The 19,132-nt window shown below is 54.5% G+C and carries 16 protein-coding genes, 1 tRNA gene and 1 pseudogene; 10 read left to right on the top strand and 8 right to left on the bottom strand.

Annotation, left to right across the window (positions count from 1 at the left end):
- Positions 1-5: 5 nt before the first annotated feature.
- Together ACMGG5_RS02145 and ACMGG5_RS02150 are read right to left on the bottom strand one after the other, a co-directional pair.
- A complete protein-coding gene (locus ACMGG5_RS02145) occupies positions 6-869 on the bottom strand; it encodes a fumarylacetoacetate hydrolase family protein (protein ID WP_420277435.1) in 864 nt (287 codons plus the stop codon).
- 17 nt (positions 870-886) lie between these two features.
- Positions 887-2,248: a 2-hydroxycarboxylate transporter family protein gene (locus ACMGG5_RS02150; protein ID WP_032650157.1), complete on the bottom strand. Its 1,362-nt coding sequence runs from the start codon at positions 2,246-2,248 to the stop codon at positions 887-889.
- A 345-nt stretch (positions 2,249-2,593) separates the two neighbouring features.
- On the opposite strand from ACMGG5_RS02150, the gene ACMGG5_RS02155 reads away from it, so the two are divergent.
- Together ACMGG5_RS02155 and ACMGG5_RS02160 are read left to right on the top strand one after the other, a co-directional pair.
- Entirely contained in the window at positions 2,594-4,219 is a 1,626-nt protein-coding gene (locus ACMGG5_RS02155; RefSeq protein WP_248272401.1) for a sensor histidine kinase, read from the top strand.
- Positions 4,209-4,901, top strand: coding sequence for a response regulator (locus ACMGG5_RS02160; protein WP_090418633.1), 693 nt, complete (start codon positions 4,209-4,211; stop codon positions 4,899-4,901). The genes ACMGG5_RS02155 and ACMGG5_RS02160 overlap by 11 nt, the downstream gene beginning before the upstream one ends.
- A 54-nt stretch (positions 4,902-4,955) precedes the next feature.
- On the opposite strand, the gene ACMGG5_RS02165 is transcribed toward ACMGG5_RS02160, so the two are convergent.
- Positions 4,956-7,091: an ornithine decarboxylase gene (locus tag ACMGG5_RS02165; RefSeq protein WP_420277436.1), complete on the bottom strand. Its 2,136-nt coding sequence runs from the start codon at positions 7,089-7,091 to the stop codon at positions 4,956-4,958.
- Positions 7,092-7,272: 181 nt separating this feature from the next.
- Between ACMGG5_RS02165 and ACMGG5_RS02170 the strand changes: the two genes are divergently transcribed.
- The 3 genes from ACMGG5_RS02170 to ACMGG5_RS02180 all read left to right on the top strand — a co-directional run bounded on the left by ACMGG5_RS02170 (position 7,273) and on the right by ACMGG5_RS02180 (position 8,915).
- Positions 7,273-7,989 (top strand): DUF554 domain-containing protein, encoded by a 717-nt coding sequence (locus ACMGG5_RS02170; RefSeq protein ID WP_048989588.1) that lies wholly within the window; start codon positions 7,273-7,275, stop codon positions 7,987-7,989.
- A 95-nt stretch (positions 7,990-8,084) separates the two neighbouring features.
- A tRNA-Phe gene (locus ACMGG5_RS02175) sits at positions 8,085-8,160 on the top strand.
- 272 nt (positions 8,161-8,432) lie between these two features.
- Positions 8,433-8,915, top strand: a complete 483-nt coding sequence (locus ACMGG5_RS02180) for an Hcp family type VI secretion system effector (protein WP_061714485.1) — start codon at positions 8,433-8,435, stop codon at positions 8,913-8,915.
- Positions 8,916-8,939: 24 nt separating this feature from the next.
- Here the strand turns inward: ACMGG5_RS02180 and ACMGG5_RS02185 are convergent, their stop codons facing one another.
- From ACMGG5_RS02185 to ACMGG5_RS02195, 3 genes and pseudogenes are all read right to left on the bottom strand, one after another.
- The gene (locus ACMGG5_RS02185; RefSeq protein WP_024906537.1) at positions 8,940-9,257 is read right to left on the bottom strand and encodes a DUF1493 family protein; all 318 of its coding nucleotides are present in this window, start codon (positions 9,255-9,257) and stop codon (positions 8,940-8,942) included.
- Positions 9,257-9,709, bottom strand: coding sequence for an STM2901 family protein (locus ACMGG5_RS02190; protein ID WP_024906536.1), 453 nt, complete (start codon positions 9,707-9,709; stop codon positions 9,257-9,259). Before ACMGG5_RS02190 ends, ACMGG5_RS02185 begins: the two co-directional genes overlap by 1 nt.
- A 108-nt stretch (positions 9,710-9,817) precedes the next feature.
- A pseudogene (locus ACMGG5_RS02195) lies at positions 9,818-10,018 on the bottom strand (hypothetical protein); the annotation flags it as partial.
- A 321-nt stretch (positions 10,019-10,339) separates the two neighbouring features.
- On the opposite strand from ACMGG5_RS02195, the gene ACMGG5_RS02200 reads away from it, so the two are divergent.
- Positions 10,340-11,158, top strand: a complete 819-nt coding sequence (locus ACMGG5_RS02200) for a DUF4225 domain-containing protein (RefSeq protein WP_024906534.1) — start codon at positions 10,340-10,342, stop codon at positions 11,156-11,158.
- On the opposite strand, the gene ACMGG5_RS02205 is transcribed toward ACMGG5_RS02200, so the two are convergent.
- Both ACMGG5_RS02205 and ACMGG5_RS02210 read right to left on the bottom strand, forming a co-directional pair.
- Positions 11,136-11,462, bottom strand: a complete 327-nt coding sequence (locus ACMGG5_RS02205; protein WP_071994442.1) for a hypothetical protein — start codon at positions 11,460-11,462, stop codon at positions 11,136-11,138. The two genes, ACMGG5_RS02200 and ACMGG5_RS02205, sit on opposite strands and share 23 nt — an antisense overlap.
- A 284-nt stretch (positions 11,463-11,746) precedes the next feature.
- Positions 11,747-12,274, bottom strand: coding sequence for a helix-turn-helix domain-containing protein (locus tag ACMGG5_RS02210; protein ID WP_048990453.1), 528 nt, complete (start codon positions 12,272-12,274; stop codon positions 11,747-11,749).
- 672 nt (positions 12,275-12,946) lie between these two features.
- On the opposite strand from ACMGG5_RS02210, the gene pgaA reads away from it, so the two are divergent.
- Genes pgaA through pgaD form a run of 4 tightly spaced genes read left to right on the top strand, consistent with a single transcriptional unit; the run spans position 12,947 to position 19,083 of the window.
- Positions 12,947-15,385 carry a poly-beta-1,6 N-acetyl-D-glucosamine export porin PgaA gene (gene pgaA / locus ACMGG5_RS02215; RefSeq protein WP_420277437.1) on the top strand — a complete coding sequence of 813 codons (2,439 nt, stop codon included), beginning with the start codon at positions 12,947-12,949 and terminating at the stop codon, positions 15,383-15,385.
- A gap of 8 nt (positions 15,386-15,393) precedes the next feature.
- Positions 15,394-17,331 (top strand): poly-beta-1,6-N-acetyl-D-glucosamine N-deacetylase PgaB, encoded by a 1,938-nt coding sequence (gene pgaB, locus ACMGG5_RS02220; RefSeq protein WP_420277438.1) that lies wholly within the window; start codon positions 15,394-15,396, stop codon positions 17,329-17,331.
- Entirely contained in the window at positions 17,324-18,655 is a 1,332-nt protein-coding gene (pgaC, locus tag ACMGG5_RS02225) for a poly-beta-1,6-N-acetyl-D-glucosamine synthase (RefSeq protein ID WP_208763251.1), read from the top strand. Before pgaB ends, pgaC begins: the two co-directional genes overlap by 8 nt.
- Positions 18,652-19,083: a poly-beta-1,6-N-acetyl-D-glucosamine biosynthesis protein PgaD gene (pgaD, locus tag ACMGG5_RS02230; RefSeq protein WP_061714482.1), complete on the top strand. Its 432-nt coding sequence runs from the start codon at positions 18,652-18,654 to the stop codon at positions 19,081-19,083. The genes pgaC and pgaD overlap by 4 nt, the downstream gene beginning before the upstream one ends.
- Positions 19,084-19,132 lie beyond the last annotated feature (49 nt).

Consider the following 19,132-nt stretch of genomic DNA (forward strand, 5'->3'; position numbering starts at 1 on the left):
CTTACCTAATGTGCTGCCGCAAACCCGACGGCTGGCGCTTCCACGATCACGTTGCTCAGATGACCGATATGCTCGATCTCCACCTCAATGCGGTCGCCCTCTTTCATAAACAGCGGCGGGTTACGCTTTTTACCCACGCCGCCCGGGGATCCGGTGATGATCACGTCGCCCGGGCTTAAGCGGGTAAAGGTGCTGATGTACTCGATCAGCTCCGCAACCTTGTGGATCATGCTGCTGGTGTTGTCTTCCTGCACCATGCGGCCGTTCAGCCAGGTGCGGATTGCAAGCCTGTGCGGATCCGGGATCTCATCCGCCGTTGCCATCCACGGGCCGAACGCGCCGGTCTGACGCCAGTTTTTACCGGCGGTAAACCAGGTGTGCTGCCAGTCGCGGGCGGAGCCGTCCATATAGCAGCTGTAGCCCGCCACGTGGCGCAGGGCATCATCACGGCTGATGTTCTCCCCGCCTTTACCGATGATCACCGCCAGCTCGCCTTCGTAGTCGAATTCGCTGGAGTGGCGCGGCTTCAGCACCGGCTCGTTGTGGCCGGTCTGTGAATCCGGGAAGCGGACAAACAGCGTCGGAGCCGGGTTGTGCTGGTCAAACTCCTTGCGCTTGTCGGCGTAGTTCATGCCCACGCAGAGGATTTTTTCCGGCTGCTCAATCACCGGTAAGAAGGTGATGGCGCTCATCGGCACGTCCACGGTATCGTTCAGGTAGCGGGTGGCCTGTGTCAGCCCGTTGCCCTGCAGCAGCGCCTTGAGGTCGCTGTAGCGGTCGCCCAGACGGCGGCCTAAATCAATCACGCCGTCGGCCTGGACGATGCCGTAGCTGCGTTTTCCCTGGTATAAAAAGCTTGCGAGTTTCATTGTTCTTTCCTGAAAACTTAAACGAGGAAGTTGCCCAGAATCAGCAGTGAGACAGAGACGTTAATCGCGCCGCCGATACGGGTAGCAATCTGGGCGAACGGCATCAGGCTCATGCGGTTGCCTGCGGTCAGGATCGCCACGTCGCCGGTACCGCCCTGGCCGCTCTGGCAGCAGGAGACGATGGCGACATCAATCGGGTGCATACCAATCTTTTTGCCGACGAAGAAGCCGGTGGCGACCAGTGCAGAAACGGTGCTGACAATCACCAGCAGGTTGCTGACGGTGAACGCCGCCACCAGTTCATGCCATGGGGTGATGGCCACGCCAACGGCGAAGAGGATCGGGTAGGTCACAGAAGTCTGGAAGAATTTGTACACCACCTGAGAACCTTCCAGCAGGCGTGGAGAAGCGCCGTTGCAGAGCTTCACCAGCACCGCCATAAACAGCATGCCGACCGGAGCAGGCAGGCCAATCAGCTTGTGGCCGAGCATGCCCAGCATGTAGAGCAGCACCGCCAGCAGCGCGCCGGAGGCGATAGTGGTCACATCCGCTTTGCCGGAGAACGCAGGCTGAGAGACGGTGGTATCGGCATTGGCGCGGTTAGGCATCAGCTGGCCTTCACCGGTCAGGTGCGGGAAACGTTTACCGAGCTGGTTCAGGCAGCCGGAGATGATGATCGCCGTCAGACCGCCGAGCATCACCATCGGCAACACGCGGCCGAGCGCCACGCCCTGGTCCATGTGCAGTAAGGTGGCATAGCCGATGGAAAGCGGGATCGCCCCTTCCCCGACGCCGCCCGCCATAATAGGCAGAATGATAAAGAAGAAGATCTGGAACGGCTCAAGACCCAGCGCCAGACCGACGCCCATCCCCACCAGCATGCCGACGATTTCGCCGCACAGCATCGGGAAGAAGATGCGCAGGAAGCCCTGAATCAGCACCGTGCGGTTCATGCTCATGATGCTGCCGACAATAATGCAGCAGATATAGAGATAGAGAATGTTGGTGGATTTGTAGAACTTGGTGGTGGACTCGACCACCACGTCCGGCAGCAGGCCATAGTAGACCAGCGCGGAAGGAATAAAGGTGGCGCAAATCGCCGCCGCGCCGAGCTTGCCGACAATCGGCAGGCGTTTGCCAAACTCGCCGCAGGCAAAGCCGAAGAAGGCCAGCGTTGCCACCATCACCACGATATCGCTCGGCAGTTTTCCGCCCAGGCAATCAATCGCGATCAGTGCACCCGCCAGAACGAACAGCGGCAGAGGAATAATCCCAATTTTCCAGGTATCCATAATATGCCACCAACGCTCTTTGAGCGAAGGTCGCTGAATTTCAATCGGGTCGTGGGTAACAGAGAAAGAATCGTCAGTTGTGCTCATAATAAGCCCCTTGGTTATTTTGTGCGTTCAGCTTAGAGTCACAAAGGCTTACTTTATGTGAGGAATGGCATATTAAAAGCGAAGTTTTAATGGCAGCTATGGTTTTAATGGTTTCTTTTATTTAATGTGATTTATACCTTATTTATTAGCGTGGTTTTTATGGTTTCTTTTCCGAATCGAACAAACAAATAACATTTGTTCATGCAGCCAGAGGCACGGCAGACTTTAGGATAACGCTTTTACAGCGCCCGCTGTGCAAGGGATCACAAGTTTTCGGCAAAGCGGGCGTCCGCGTGAAAAAAGATGATATATTGGCGATCTTTGCTGCTACCTTGCGTGATAGTTATGAAAGTCTCTTTCCAGATCAAGTTGTTTATTTCGCTGGTTGCCTTTTTCTCAGTACTTTTTGCGTTACTGGGCGGATATTATTATGCCGACGTCGGGAAACAGCTATATCAGGAAATGAGTACGCGAGCCAAAATACAGGCTGAAGAAATTGCACTTATTCCGACATTGCGTAATGAAGTTGAACAAAAAAATATCAGCGCCATCCATGATTTTATGCAGAAGATTTCTGCGCACAGTGACGCCAGCTTTATTGTGATTGGTGATAATAAGGGTCAGCATCTTTTTCACTCCGTCTTTGCCGACAGAGTGGGCACAACCCTGGTTGGCGGAGACAACGAAGCCGTATTGCAGGGTAAAAGCACCACCACCATTCGCAAAGGCGGGTTGGGTATTTCGCTGCGCAGTAAGGCCCCCATCTTCAACGCTGCCGGACAGGTGGTCGGCATTGTTTCTGTCGGCTATCTCACCAGCTACCTGGACACCATTACCGTCAGTAAGGTGGTCAATATCCTGATTGCCGCCGTGCTGCTGCTGATCGCTCTCTTTATCTTCTCCTGGTTCTTTACCCGCAGCATCAAGAAGCAGATCTTCTCTCTTGAGCCGCGAGAAATCGGGTTGCTGGTGCGCCAGCAGAAGGCGCTAATGGAGTCTATTTATGAAGGGGTGATTGCCATTGACGATCGGCGACGGATTGAAGTGATCAACCAGGCGGCGCGCAAGCTGCTGGGTCTGAGCCAGCCGGCCCGGGAGCTGCGCGGGCAGCTGATAAGCCAGGTTATCGATCCGGTCCCGTTCTTCGACACGCAGACGATGCTGGCGAAAGATACCCATGACGAGATTTGCCGTTTTAACGATCTCACGGTAATTGCCAGCCGGGTGCACATCATGCTTGAGGGGTCGCTGCAGGGGTGGGTGATCACCTTCCGCGATCGCAATGAAATCGACTCGCTGAGCGCCCAGCTCAGCCAGGTAAAACGCTATGTCGATAACCTGCGTATTATGCGCCATGAGCAGTTAAACCGAATGACCACGCTCTCCGGCCTGCTGCATATGGGCCGCTATGAGGAAGCCATTGGCTACATTCAGGCGCAGTCGGAGCATGCCCAGGAGTTGCTGGACTTTATCTCTTCGCGCTTCAGCTCTCCGACCCTGTGCGGCCTGCTGCTGGGGAAAGCCGCCCGCGCGCGGGAGAAAGGCGTCGAGCTGTGCTTCGACCCGGCCTGTCGGCTGGACAGACCGTTCCTGCCGCTGGGGGAACAAGAGCTGATTTCAATTATTGGCAACCTGCTGGATAACGCCATCGAAGCGACGCAGCGATCGCCGCTTCCCCATGCGCCGGTAGAAGTGCTGATAAAACTCAGCGACCAGGAGCTGATTATTGAAGTCGCCGACCAGGGCGTTGGCATTACACCGGAGATCCGTGACCGGATCTTTGAACGCGGCATCACCACCAAAACACGCGGCGATCATGGGATTGGCCTGTATCTGATCGAAAGCTATGTCACACAGGCTGGCGGCGCGATAGAAGTTGCCGATAATACCCCGCGCGGCGCCATTTTCTCCTTGTTTATCCCGGCCACGGGAACCGCCCGGCAACTGGAAGACACCGACTATGCAACATGAACTTATCGACGTACTGATTGTTGAAGACGAGAACGAGCTGGCGCAACTGCACGCGGAGCTGATAAGCAAACATCCGCGACTGAGGCTGGTGGGCATTGCCTCGTCGCTGGCTGCGGCTCAGGCAGAACTTGCAAACAAACAGCCGCAGCTGGTGCTGCTGGATAACTATCTGCCGGACGGCAAAGGGATCTCGTTGATCAATAACCCCATGCTGGCCCGCGCCAACTGCTCGGTGATTTTTATTACCGCCGCCAGCGATATGGACACCTGCAGCCAGGCGATTCGCAACGGCGCGTTCGACTACATCCTCAAACCCGTCTCCTGGAAGCGGCTCAGCCAGTCGCTGGAGCGGTTTGTGCAGTTTGCCGAACAGCAGCGGGTCTGGAAGATTGTCGACCAGCAGAACGTGGATTCGCTGTATCAGCTACAGGCGAAAAACTACCGCCTGGACAACGGCAGCAAGGGCATTGAGGAAAATACGCTGGCGCGGGTGCAGTCGCTGTTTAACGACAAGGCAACGCACTGCTTTACCGTGGATGAGGTGGTGAGCGAAACGGGATTAAGCAAAACCACCACCCGGCGCTATCTGGAACACTGCGTGGAGGCGGGTTTTCTGACGGTGGAGATGCTGTACGGCAAGATTGGGCATCCGAGGAGGATGTACAAGCGTAGTGCGGTTTGATGAAAGGTTCCCTCTCCCTGTGGGAGAGGGTTAGGGTGAGGGCTGCAGCCCGCACTATCTCAACACATACCCATACAGCCGCTTGATCCCGTCAGCATCCTTCTCGCTGTAAACCCCCTGCAGCTCCGGCGAGAAGCCCGGCAGCAGGTTGATCCCCTCTTCCAGCGCCAGGAAGTAACGCTGTACCGCCCCGCCCCAGACTTCACCCGGCACCACGCACAGCACGCCCGGCGGATAGGGCAGCGCTCCTTCGGCCGCAATTCGCCCTTCGGCATCCCGTATGCGAACCAGCTCAACCTCTCCGCGAATATACGCCTGATTGGCATCCTGCGGGTTCATCACCACATCAGGCAGGCTCTCCTTGCGGAACATCGCCTTCTGCAGATCCTTGACGTCAAAGCTGACGTAGAGATCGTGCATCTCCTGGCACAGTTGGCGAAGGGTGTAATCCCGGTAGCGCACCGGGTATTTCTGGAAGATCGTCGGCAGCACGTCCGCCAGCGGCGTGTCGTCTTCAATATGCTGTTCAAACTGGCCCAGCATCGCCACCAGCTGCGCCAGCTTCTCGCTGCTTTCGGCAGGCGTCAGCAGGAACAGGATCGAGTTGAGGTCGCATTTCTCCGGCACGATGCCGTTTTCGCGCAGGTAGTGCGCCAGAATCGTCGCCGGGATCCCGAAATCAGTGTACTCCCCGGTTTCGGCATCGATGCCCGGCGTGGTCAGCAGCAGCTTGCACGGGTCGACAAAGTACTGCTCGTGAGCATAGCCCTCAAACCCGTGCCATTTGGCCCCCGGCTCAAAGCTGAAGAAGTGCAGCTCGCTGGCAATGGCGTGCGTCGGATGATCCTGCCACGGCCGCCCCGCCACCACCGGTGGGATAAACGGTTTGATCATATGACAGTTGGCAATGATTGCCTTACGCGCTTCAATCCCCAGCTCAACGCACTCGGCCCACAGCCTGCGCCCGCTTTCCCCTTCGTGGATCTTGGCATTCACATCCAGCGCGGCGAACAGCGGGTAAAACGGGCTGGTGGAGGCATGCAGCATAAAGGCGTTGTTCAGCCGCTTGTGCGGGCAGAAACGCGCCTGACCGCGGATGTGGTTATCCTTTTTATGGATCTGCGACGTTTGTGAGAACCCGGCCTGCTGTTTGTGCACCGACTGGGTCACAAAAATGCCCGGATCGTTCTCGTTCAGCTCCAGCAACAGCGGGGACGTTGCCGCCATCATCGGAATAAATTGCTCGTAGCCCACCCAGGCGGAGTCAAAGAGGATGTAGTCGCAGAGATGGCCGATCTTGTCGATCACCTGACGGGCGTTGTAGATCGTCCCATCGTAGGTGCCGAGCTGAATGATCGCCAGGCGGAACGGACGCGCCTCGTCGGCTTTCTCCGGCGCCGCCTCGCGGATCAGGTCCCGCAGATACGCGTCGTCAAAGCAGTGCTCGTCAATCCCGCCAATAAAGCCAAACGGGTTACGTGCAGCCTCCAGATAAACCGGCGTGGCACCCGCCTGGATCAGCGCCCCGTGGTGGTTAGATTTATGGTTGTTGCGGTCGAACAGCACCAGGTCGCCGCGGGTGAGCAGCGCGTTGGTCACTACCTTGTTGGCCGCCGACGTTCCGTTCAGCACGAAGTAGGTTTTATCCGCGTTGAACACTTTCGCCGCGAACTTTTGCGCGTGCTTGGCGGACCCTTCGTGGATCAGCAGATCGCCCAGCTTCACGTCGGCATTGCACATGTCGGCGCGAAACACGTTCTCACCGAAGAAATCATAGAACTGCCGCCCTGCCGGGTGTTTTTTGAAAAAGGCGCCGTGCTGGTGTCCCGGGCAGGCGAAAGTGCTGTTGCCCATCTCCACATACTGACTCAAGGTGTCGAAAAACGGCGGCAGCAAATTCTCTTCATAACGGCTGGCAGCAGTTTCCAGTTCCAGAAACTCCTGAGCTTTACCCGAGATGACCGCGGTGGCACCGTCAGGTACGTCCGTTGCCTCCTGCGAGAAAATAAACACCGGTAGCTGAAAGCCCGTACGTTTCAGCAGTGCAAGAATGCCGCTGCGACTTTCAGCTGTTGTGATGACGACGGCCGCCACATCGGTAAAATCAGTGCTGTCCAGCGTCACCTTTTCGCGGTGCGTAGACACGGTGGAGACCAGCTCGCGGCTGACGGCAATTTTCATGGTTTTCATAGGCGCAGTTACCCTCACCGAGCGGTGAGACAGGGAGGAGAAAATTCGCGCAATAATGTCACCTTTTATTTTGAGGTGCAAGAAGGAATCAGTATGCACGAAACCACCCAAAGCTAAGGCTCGAGCAGGCCTGACGTGCCATAATAATGCAATATCAATGATTAAATAACAGGAGTTAACTTTGGTTATCGGGCCATTTATCAACGCAGGAGCCGTATTGCTGGGCGGCGTACTCGGCGCCGTGCTGAGCCAGCGGTTGCCGGAGCGGATTCGCACCTCCATGCCCTCGATATTCGGCCTGGCATCGTTAGGGATCGGTATTCTTTTAGTCATCAAATGCGCCAACCTGCCGGTGATGGTGCTGGCCACCCTGCTCGGCGCGCTGATTGGCGAGTTCTGCTATCTGGAAAAAGGCATTAACGGCGCGGTGAGTAAAGCCAAAAACCTGATTGCCCGACCCGGCGGCAAGGCGAAACACGGCACGCACGAGTCGTTTATTCAAAACTATGTCGCCATCATCATTCTGTTTTGCGCCAGCGGCACCGGGATTTTCGGTTCGATGCAGGAAGGGATGACGGGCGACCCGAGCATATTGATTGCGAAGGCGTTTCTTGATTTCTTCACCGCCACCATTTTCGCCACTACTCTTGGCGTCGCCGTGGCGGCGATTTGCGTCCCGATGCTGCTGATCCAGCTGGCACTGGCTACCTGCGCCACGTTGATTCTTCCGCTCACCACGCCAGCGATGATGGCAGACTTTACCGCCGTCGGCGGCCTGCTGCTGCTGGCTACCGGGCTGCGTATCTGTGGGATTAAGATGTTTGCCGTGGTGAACATGCTGCCCGCACTGCTGCTCGCCATGCCGCTCTCCGCGCTCTGGACGCACTTTTTCGCTTAAGGATGCGGCGAAATGGTGAGAGATTGCGCAGTCTGTAACGAAAACAACATTTTTCGTTGACGCCACCGGGCAGATCGGGTTTAATGCGCCCCGTTGCCCGGATAGCTCAGTCGGTAGAGCAGGGGATTGAAAATCCCCGTGTCCTTGGTTCGATTCCGAGTCCGGGCACCACTATTTAAAGAACCCGCCCTCGTGGCGGGTTTTTGCTTTTGCGCTAGTCCAGCAGTTCATACAGCCAATCACTGACATAGTATTACGCTTCCAGCGTCAGACTTACTTTTAATTTTTGATTAAAAAATAACAAGTCATTGTCTTAAAAAAACAAAGACAGGCCGTAAACATGATCTGTTTTGAACTTCTATACCAGCTACGCGTATACGCTTGCCCGAATGGTCTGCGAAAGCAGGATGGAGATCCACACGCAAAAAGGAAGGAATATTCGAATGGCTATACCGGCTTATCTATGGCTGAAGGACGATGGTGGCGCGTTGATTAAAGGCGGAGTTGATGTTCAACACAGAGAATGCAGCATTGAAGTGAAAGGTTTTCATCATAACCTTGTTATCCCAACAGATAACGCAACCGGTAAAATAACCGGTACGCGAATGCACTCACCTATGTTGATCATTAAGGAATTCGATTGTTCAAGCCCATACCTCTACAAAGCCGTTGCGACAGGTCAAAACCTGTCATCAGCTGAGATAAAGTGGTATCGGATAAATTACTCTGGCATGGAAGAAGAGTATTTCAACATGTTGCTTGAAGACGTTAGGATAGTGTCGATTTCCCCTGCGATGGCTTCAGGCGATAACCCTAACGAAAACCATATGGAAACCATCGAACTCAGGTACGAGAAAATCACCTGGAAGCATAACGATGGGAACATCATCTTTAGTGATGCATGGAACGAGCGTCAATCGGCGTAAACATCATAAGGGGCTTTCAGCCCCTTAGTCATATAGCCAGCGCCCCGCTTTTGCCGACTCAATAATCATTTCGAGATTTAGCGGCTTGTACTGCCGATCGCGGAATTTTTTTCTGAGCCGAAATTGAAACCAATACAGCTCCGGTTCAAAATAATGGTCCATCACAAAGTTGCTATATTCAATTCCATACCGGGTGAAAAGGTCAAGCAGCATGTCCTCAAGATCTTCTGGTACGAGATTGAAATGCTCCTGGAAGGTCCATTCTTTCCTTGCCGGAGTTTTACGGTCACTATAATTCTCAGTGATGTAATCTAGTAATTCTTGCTCATCAGGAAGCAACATCAGAAGTATGTCCAGGCAATACGATCTTTAGGTCGCGCGATGAGGTTGTACTTGCTTCTCGTTTCTCTGGCAACCGTAATAAAAATAATCACCGCCTGAGTATAGCCAACATACGGAACCGCCCGCCCTACTGCTGCCCCGACCTTGTTTGTTAGACGTGTCTTACCCATACCAATGGTGGTTTCGACCCTTATGCCATCGGGGAAACGTGCTCCCTTTAAAATACGCCGCGCCACTTTCGAGGCAATACTTGTCCGTGATCCGGATGCACCCAGGACCTTTCGCTTAGGCAGAAGGGGTTGCCCAGCCAAAATGGTTGCAGCAGTCTCAACCGTCACCCCTATATGATTTGCAAGACCTTCAGCAAATATGAGCAAAAATAGCTCCTGCGCTGTTACGTTAGCATTACCGTGATAGAAATATGTTCCACCAGACTCTTCAACCGTGTCCATTACAGCGTCCTTTCTCTCGTTTTGAGCCAGAGTAAATCCATATCTGAAACAAGGATGCTGTCACCGTCCATTTTTCTTAAAACTCAGAATAGCGCCCGCAAGACAGTTTTATGCTTTTGGTCTCTCCCCAACCCAGGGATCGTTACTACCTGCGCCCAGCAGTTTGTTTTTGAAGATAAACAAACACGCCTCATTAAAATTCTCCGCCCCCAGCCGTTCCGAGAGCGCCGTCCGTTTACGATAGAGACTTTTCACCGACGTATTCAGCTCGCCTGCAACCTCCTCCATTAACATCCCTGCCCTCAACATGGACTGACCCCGCCAACCACTCAGCGAAATGAGTAAATTACTCAACAGGATAGGGGCTCTCCCCGTCATCCGGCTTTATCGAAAGTGCAAAGATTGCTTTCAGATATGTAGGGCAGCTATTCACTGGAGCAGGAGTGGCACAACACATGTGAGCACCGGCGACAAAGCAGGCCGAGGAGCGAAGCTGCAAAAAGCGACTTCTGCTTCAGACCCCGTAACTACATTGCTACTATATTGTCCATGCGTTGGCACGCATGGCTGTCAGAGGGAGCCGTTTATCAGTCTAAACAGATGCCGGTAAAGCAATTGAGAGGAATTACAATGGATGCAGCATTGCTTAACATGATGCAATCAGGTGGAAGAAATAAAGCCTGGGCGGAAACGATGGTGAATATGGAAGCCAGAAAACTGGTAAATACAGCCAACACTCTGTCGGCTTTTCATCTCAGCGATGGTCTGACTCGAATGAAGTTTATTCAGGAAATTCGGGACCTCATAGAACAACAGTTTACGTTAGCTCGTCGGGCTAAATCAGATGAAGAATGCATGGAATGCGTTAAAAAACTTAGAGAAGAAAACTATAACCTTCTGGAACAAGCTCGTTTATTACGAACTAAGGCAGCGAAGCTTTACGCTAAAGTCGAGTTCATCCGAGAGAATAACAAAATTGTTGGGTATGTTATCTCGGCAGTTAGTGTTGTCCTGGCCGGTGCTGAAATAGCCGCAGGATTTACCCTTATTGGCACTATGACTCCTCTCGGGGTCCTTGCTGGTGCGGTTCTGGTTACTGACGGGGCAAACAGCATCAGTAAAGAAGTGGCTCGCTACGCAACGAACAACACTACCAGTGAAGGGCTGGTCGCGGATGCCGCGATGTCTACAGCTGAGTTTATGGGCTTTAGTCGTGAGAACGGGTTAGGTGTCTACAAATCAATTTCACTGGCCGCTAACGCTTATACCATTTTTGGCTTGTTGCGGCGACCAGGTACCTGGCGACTGTTTCGTTATATGCCCACAGACTATTACCGAAAGGTGAGCACACTGAGCCGCCCGCAGCTTACAATGAAAATTGCTGGTTATGGGGTCAAAGCTAAGATTATTTTTGATCTTTTGTCCGTCAGCGATCCGTCCCAGAATTAGTCAGCATTTTACGATAACGCCAGGATTTGTAGCCAAGTTTTGCTGGCGTTATATACCAGATAAAAGGGAGTACAATCAATAACGTGAGCGCAAGTGTCAGACTTGTATCCCTGGATGCAAGTAAAAGAGTTAAAGCCAGTATGATAAAGGCAATAATAGTTATCCACTTCATTGCCTTAAAACGATTGGCCAGATCATGAGTTACGCTATCAAACGAACCACCGTAATTCTCGATATTGTTTTTTAGCTTTTGAAGATCTCGTTTACTAAAACCTGATTTTAAAAGTGCTTCTTCGCTCGTCATTCTGCCATCCGTCCCATAACTCACTGAAACCTGTGACGAAGTTTAACTTAATTTGACGGATAAATCGCTCCTTGACGATATTTGTAAAATTTTTATTTAAATCAAATATTTGAAGATATGCTACACAGTAGCGGTGACTAGACTCTTCAATCGTGTCCATGACAACGTCCTTGTGTCGTTTTGAGCCAGAGTAAATCCAAACCCAAGGCCAGGAAGTTGTCCTCATCCAGCATTCTCAAAGCTCAGAATACCGCCCGCAATTTTGCTTTTGATCTCTCCCCACTCTAGGGATCGTTCCCACCTGCGTCCAACAGTTTGTTTTTAAAGATAAACAAACACGCCTCATTAAAGTTCTCCGCCCCCAGGCGTTCCGAGAGCGCTGTTCGTTTGCGGTAGAGGCTTTTCACCGACGTATTCAGCTCATCGGCAATGGCTTCCATCGACATCCCTGCCCTCAGCAAGCGCAGCATGATCGCTTCGTGCGTGCTCAGCCGTAAATTCAGCAGCCACTTCGTGGTCAGGCGCCTGCCCTTCATATTGAGCACCAGGTTAAACAGCGAGGCCATATCCGGCGCAGTAAGCGACGTGTTCATAAACAGCTTCATACTGAGCAGATTCTCCTCGCGGTGACGCATATCAAGCATAACGCAGCAGATTGTTTTTTTCGTTCTGGCCGGATGGCGTATCAGGTAATCATATAAACGGAGCGGACAACGACTATCAATCAATACAGAATATTCATCTGCACCGTTATCAAATATGTTTCTGTCAATCGAATCGAGCAGGATAATATCCGGAAAAAATATCCGCATTCCCCTGACAAGGTAGCAATCCTGAGTCACTAACACTATTGAAGTTGCCACTAACCATCCCTTTTAGATTAAAGCAAGAACGATCCTTCAGAAAGAAGGCCGCCTTCGTTTTATAGCGCTGTTATATTAACGATAAATGTATTCTGGCTTTGGACATCCCTCAATACAGACATTGATGAGTAAGACTTCCTGTAGACTATCATTCAATGTCTGCCATTAATTATAAATAAAAAACAATCGCAGAAAAGTCACTTCTCTAAACATTAAGAATTTTTGTCATGAAACTTCCCAAACATGCACCAGAAAGTACTTTAATTGAGGCGGATAAACGTCATTAAAAATATATACAAAACTGTCACAATAAAAATAAAATCATTTTATTTCAGTTAGTTACGATTAATCCTCCAATTCAAAATAATCATTAAAACCTGCTCATTCCAGAATTATCTCAAAACTACTCAGCCGCTTTTCAGCATATTTATCCGGCAACATATCAGGTGTACATTACCTCCCATCCAGTCTACTGAGATGAGGATCCATAATTACCTTTAAGTAAGTACCCCGTAACATCACTGCATTCAGATTTAATGTTCTCATTTATGGCCTTTTACGCTGAGCTTAAAGGCGGCCGTGTTATGCAATGGATTCATGATAAACAAATGGCAAATAGATATGGAAAGATCACTTAGCTTCAGTACATTATTCTTTTATCGCACCCCAACATTATTGTTTCTGTTATTACTCTTTCCTGTTCTGGTTCAGGCTACGGAATCCGTTTATGAGCAACAGATTCAACAGGCGCGTAACGGTAATTACACGTCGTTTCTCGATTATCTTCAGCGTTATCAGCAGCAGCATGCCCTGACGCCTGAACACGTCGCGGACTGGTTACAGGTGGCGGCCTGGGCAGGTCATGATGACGAGGTTATTCAGGTCTGGCAGCGCTACAGCATTTATATGCCGCTACCCGCCCGCGGCGTTGCGGCTGTCGCGCAATCCAGGCGAAATCAAAAGGCGTGGCAGCCCGCCCTGGCGCTCTGGGAAAAGGCGCGCAGCCTTGCGCCGGATAACGACGATTATCGTATCGGCTATATCAAAACCCTGGCCGATGCCCGCAAAGATACGCTTGCCCTGCAGGAAGCCCGGCGGCTGGTGGCGGAAAATCCCTCTCAGGCGCATCTTCAGACGCTGGCGTATGTCTGGTTACGCCAGGGAAAAAGCTGGGATCGGCTCTTAGCAGACACGCGCGCGCTGAATATCGCACCTGAGAATAAAACGCTCCTCAGGGAGCTGATTGATGCGCTAACGGATAACCGGGTCAATACCCCCGCGCTCCTTCTTTCACAAAAGGTGGCGCTGTCCCCCGCAGAGCGTCGTCGCCTTGAGCTGAATGCCGCAGCCGAAAGCGTTCGCCTTGCCGATGTGCCTGGCCGAACAGAAAAGGAGCGCCTGCAGCTTGCGCAATCTGCGCTGAATCGTTACGGCGCGCTGCTTGCTCGCTGGCAACGCGAGCCGCAGGCGGCGGAAGACATCATCCTTGCGCGTATCGACCGGCTCGGCGCGCTGTACGCCCATGGTGATTACCCGCGGGTCATCAGCGAATATCAGGATCTGACGGCAGCCCAGCATCCGGTGCCGGGCTGGGCAATCGGCTGGGTGATCTCCGCGTACCTGCAGGAGAAAAACGCGGCTGCCGCCTTCTCGCTTCTGCAACGCTATCCGCAATACGCTTCCGACCCGCAGGACGAGGAGCACGCGCTTTTCTACGCCTGGCTGGATACGGGAGAGTATCCGTCCGCCCGCCGGTATGCAGAGCGCCAGACCCGCAACGTCCCCTGGACCCGTTACGATTTCGGCTCCCCTACCCCTCAGCCTAACGATCTGTGGCTTACCGGGCAGTCGCTCCGTTTTAACTATTTGCTGGCGACGAATGCCCTGCCGGAAGCCGAAAAGCTGGCACACCATCTGGCGACAACGGCGCCGGGCAATCAGGGATTACAGATTGACTACGCCACGCTGCTTCAGGCGCGGGGTCTGCCGCGCGCGGCCGAGCAAACGCTGAAAATGGCGGAGGCGCTGGAGCCCTCGAATCTGGAACTTGAGCAGCAGCAGGCTTACGTCGCCATGGATCTGCAGGAGTGGCGGCAGATGGATTTACTGGCCGACGACGTCATCACCCGCACGCCCGTCGATCGCAGCGCCAGGCGTCTGGACAGGCTACGCACCGTCCACCATATGTCCGAACTGCGCCTCAACGCGAGCAAGGGCTTGCACTCCGATAACCCCGTCAGCGGGACACACGACCTCAACTGGGACGCCACGCTCTATGGCCCGCCCGTAGCGGATAACTGGCGGCTGTTTGCCGGCACCCGCTATGCGCAGAGTAATTTCGAAGAAGGCGAAGGCACCAGCCGTCACCTGTTGGGCGGCGTCGAATGGCGACCACGCGACCTCCAGCTCGAAGCCGAGCTCTCCAGCAACCGCTATCACGGGGCAAACAAGCCGGGCGCTCGCCTCTCAACCTCGTACGTTCTGACGGATAACTGGCAGGTCAGCGGCAGCCTTGAACGCCTGTCGCGCACCACGCCCCTGCGGGCGTTACGCAACGGAATTAGCGCCAACCGGGGTGAAGGCGGGGTGCGCTGGTATCAAAACGAGCGCCGTGAGTACCAGTTCAGCGCCGCCCTCAGCCGCTTCTCAGACCATAACCGCCGTCAGGAATACACCCTCATGGGTAAGGAGCGTCTCTGGCAGACCCCGTCCCTGACGCTGGATCTCGAACCAGGGATCGCCGCCAGTAAAAACAGCCTGCACGACACGCTCTATTACAACCCGGCGCGGGACCTGTCCGTGACGGCCGCCCTGTCCATCGACCATGAAATGTATCGCCATTACGACACCCTCTGGAGCCAGCAGTTCGTGGCGGGTGGCGGCGGCTACTGGCAGAAAAATCAGTCCGCTGGCGCCATCACCCTGCTGGGTTACGGACAACGCGTTCAGTGGAACAACGTCATGGACACCGGCGTGATGCTGAACTGGGACAAGCGCCCTTACGACGGCAAACGCGAGAGCAACCTCTCCGTCACGTTTGATGCGACTTTACGCTTTTAAGGATGATGATGATGAACACACGTTTTTCCGTGAGCCTGATACTCATCGGCTGGCTCTGCCTCAGCGCGAGCGTCTGCGCGCAGGCATTTACGTTTATTGCGCCCAACGCGCGGCCACAGCTGGAGGCGAGCAAACCCTGGCCGCAGAACCAGTTTCTGGTACTGGCCTACCACGACGTCGAAGACGATGCCGCCGATCAGCGCTACCTCTCCGTGCGTACCAGCGCGTTAAACGAGCAGATAAGCTGGCTGCTGCACAACGGCTATCACGTCATCAGCGTGCAGGACATCCTGGATGCCCATGACGGGAAAAAAACGCTGCCGCCCAAAGCCGTTCTGCTCAGCTTTGACGACGGCTACAGCAGCTTTTACACCCGCGTCTGGCCGCTGCTTCAGGCGTGGAACGTTCCTGCGCTGTGGGCGCCGGTGGGCAGCTGGGTGGATACGCCGGAAAATCAAAAAGTTAACTTCGGCGGCCTGATGACGCCCCGCGATCGCTTCGCGACGTGGGACATGGTGCGCGAACTCAGCCAGTCCCCGCTGATTGAGATTGGATCGCATACCTGGGCCTCGCATTACGGCATTCCGGCCAACCCGCAGGGCAGCCGCGAACCGGCGATCGCCAATCGCTTTTATGATAAAGCAACGGGCCGCTATGAAACCGACCATCAGTTCAACCAGCGGATCGGCGATGACGTTCGTAAAGTGACCGAAAAAATCACGCAGGTGACGGGCAAGGCGCCGCGCGCCTGGGTCTGGCCCTACGGCGCTGCTAACGGTACGTCGCTTGCGATCGCCAGACAGCAGGGTTACCAGCTGGCCTTTACCCTTGAGGACGGGCTGGGGAACGTTCAGGAGCTGGGGAACATCCCTCGTCTGCTGATCGCCGGTAATCCGTCCCTCAAGGCGTTTGCCAGTACGGTAAGCCAGGTTCAGGAGCGCGAGCCCGTGCGCGTCATGCACGTCGATCTCGACTACGTTTACGATCCCGATCCGGCCCAGCAGACTCAAAATATCAACAGGCTGATCCAGCGGGTCTACGACATGAAAATCAGCCATGTTTTCCTGCAGGCGTTTGCCGACCCGCAGGGCGACGGCAGGATCAAGGCGCTCTATTTTCCCAACCGTCGGCTACCGGTCCGGGCCGATCTCTTTAATTTTGTCTCCTGGCAGCTGCAAACCCGCGCGGGCGTGAAAGTCTTCGCGTGGATGCCGGTGCTCTCGTTCGATCTCGATCCTGCTCTGCCGCGCGTGCAGCGCCGGGATCGCCAGACAGGCCAACTGAGCGAGGCCACCGAGCCCTATATCCGGCTCTCCCCGTGGGACCCGCAGGTGCGCCAGCAGGTGACGGACATCTATGAAGATCTGTCCCGCTATGCCAGCTTCAATGGGATTTTGTTTCATGACGATGCGGTGCTGACGGACGTGGACGATGCCGGGCAGGACACGACTCGCCAGAAGAGCCAACTGCTTATCGGGTTTACCCACGCCCTGAGCCTGGCGGTGAAGCATATCCGTGGCCCGCAGATAAAAACCGCGCGCAATATGTTCGCCTTACCCATTCTGCAGCCCGAAAGCGAGGCGTGGTTCGCGCAGAATCTTGACGATTTTCTGGCGGAGTATGACTGGACGGTGCCGATGGCCATGCCGTTGATGGAGTCCGTCCCGGTAGACGAAAGCGATGCCTGGCTGACGCGTCTGGTTAAAGCGGTCGCCACGCGTCCCGGCGCGCTCGATAAAACCATTTTCGAGCTGCAGGCCAGAGACTGGGATAAGCAACCGCCGCGCGCCGTTTCCGACAGCCAGCTGGCACAGTGGATGCGCGTGCTCCAGCTGAACGGCGTCAAAAACTACGGCTACTACCCCGATGATTTCATCAACAACCAACCTGATATCTCACGTATCAGGCCTGTATTTTCTTCGTACTGGTATCCTGACAATGACTGATCGCATTATCGCCTTTTCTATTTTATGTCTGGTATTCGGGTTGCCGTTAGGCGTGGCCGCCCTCTTTACCGGTGAGCTGATTCTGGATTTTGTGTTCTTCTGGCCGCTGTTCATGTCGGTGCTCTGGATAACCGGCGGCCTCTATTTCTGGTTTCAGCTTGAACGCCACTGGTCGTGGGATAAAGACACGCCCGCGCCGACGCTCGCCGGTGAGCCGCTCATCTCCATTCTGATCCCCTGCTTTAACGAGGGACGAAATGCCCGGGAGACCATCAGCGCCGCGCTGGATCAGCGGTATGAAAATATAGAAGTTATCGCCATCAACGACGGTTCGTCTGACAACACGGCGGAGGTATTGCAGGCTCTGGCGCAGGAACATCCGCGCCTGCGGGTGATTAACCTCGCGGAGAACCAGGGGAAGGCGCTGGCGCTCAAAGCCGGGGCAGCGGCGGCCCGGGGCGATCTGCTGGTCTGCATTGACGGTGACGCCCTGCTCGATCGCGATACGGCAGCGTATCTGGTGGCACCGCTGATTCAGTATCCCCACGTTGGGGCAGTCACCGGCAATCCACGTATTCGCACGCGCTCCACGCTGATTGGTCGCATCCAGGTGGGCGAGTTCTCATCGATTATTGGGCTCATCAAGCGGACGCAGCGGATCTATGGCCGGGTCTTTACCGTCTCGGGCGTTATTGCCGCCTTTCGCCGACAGGCGCTGGCGGACGTCGGGTACTGGAGCCCGGACATGATCACCGAAGACATCGACATCAGCTGGAAGCTCCAGCTGCGCCACTGGGATATCTTTTTCGAGCCGCGGGCGCTGTGCTGGATCCTGATGCCGGAGACGCTCAAGGGTCTGTGGAAACAGCGTCTGCGCTGGGCCCAGGGCGGCGCGGAGGTGTTTCTGGTCAACCTGCGCAGGATTGTGCGCTGGGAGCATCACCGCATGTGGCCCCTGTTTCTTGAGTATGCCCTGTCAACGCTGTGGGCCTTCGCGTACGCGATGACGGTGCTGTTATTTATCCTCAGCCATATCGCCCCTGTTCCTGCCAGGCTGACCGTGGAGAGCCTTTTTCCACCGGAGTTTACCGGGCTGCTGCTGGGGGTGATGTGCCTCCTGCAGTTCCTGGTCAGTTTGTACATCGAGCGGCGCTATGAACGGAAGGTGGCCAGCTCGCTTTTCTGGGTGATCTGGTTCCCGATGGTGTACTGGATGATTGGCCTGTTCACCACCCTCGTCGCATTTCCAAAAGTCATGCTTAAACGCCAGCGCGCCCGCGCGCGCTGGATCAGTCCGGACCGGGGAAAAGGAAGCATTCAATGAACGAAAATACCTTAATTTTGACCGAACATCGGCTATTGCCACGTGTTTTCGATGCCGCGTTAACGCTGGTGGCGTGGGGAGGCTTTCTGTTTTTCCTGTATGCCCGGCTCTGGATGCAGCTCACCGAGGAGAGCGACCACCGCTGGGGCGTCATTATTGCGTCCTTTAATACGGTGTTGATCTATTTACTGTTCGCCGCGCTCAACGGCTGGCTGCTGATTTTGTGGTATCAGTACAACCGCCGCCGCGCCCACGTGAGGCGGCGTCAGCCGGGCTATTTTCACCAGGAGGAGCTGGCCCGCAGCTTTAATGTCTCACCGCAGATCATCTCCGAGATGAGCCAGTACAACCTGCTGACGGTCTATCATGACCAGATTGGCCGCATCATCGATCTGAAGATCAACGGGCTGGAAGAGGAAGAACAGTAACGAAAAGCCCCCGCAGAATGCCCTGCGGGGGCTTTTTTACTGCGGGTAA

Source organism: Enterobacter sp. BNK-34 (genome assembly GCF_048684445.1).
Classification (GTDB): Bacteria; Pseudomonadota; Gammaproteobacteria; order Enterobacterales; family Enterobacteriaceae; genus Enterobacter; species Enterobacter pseudoroggenkampii.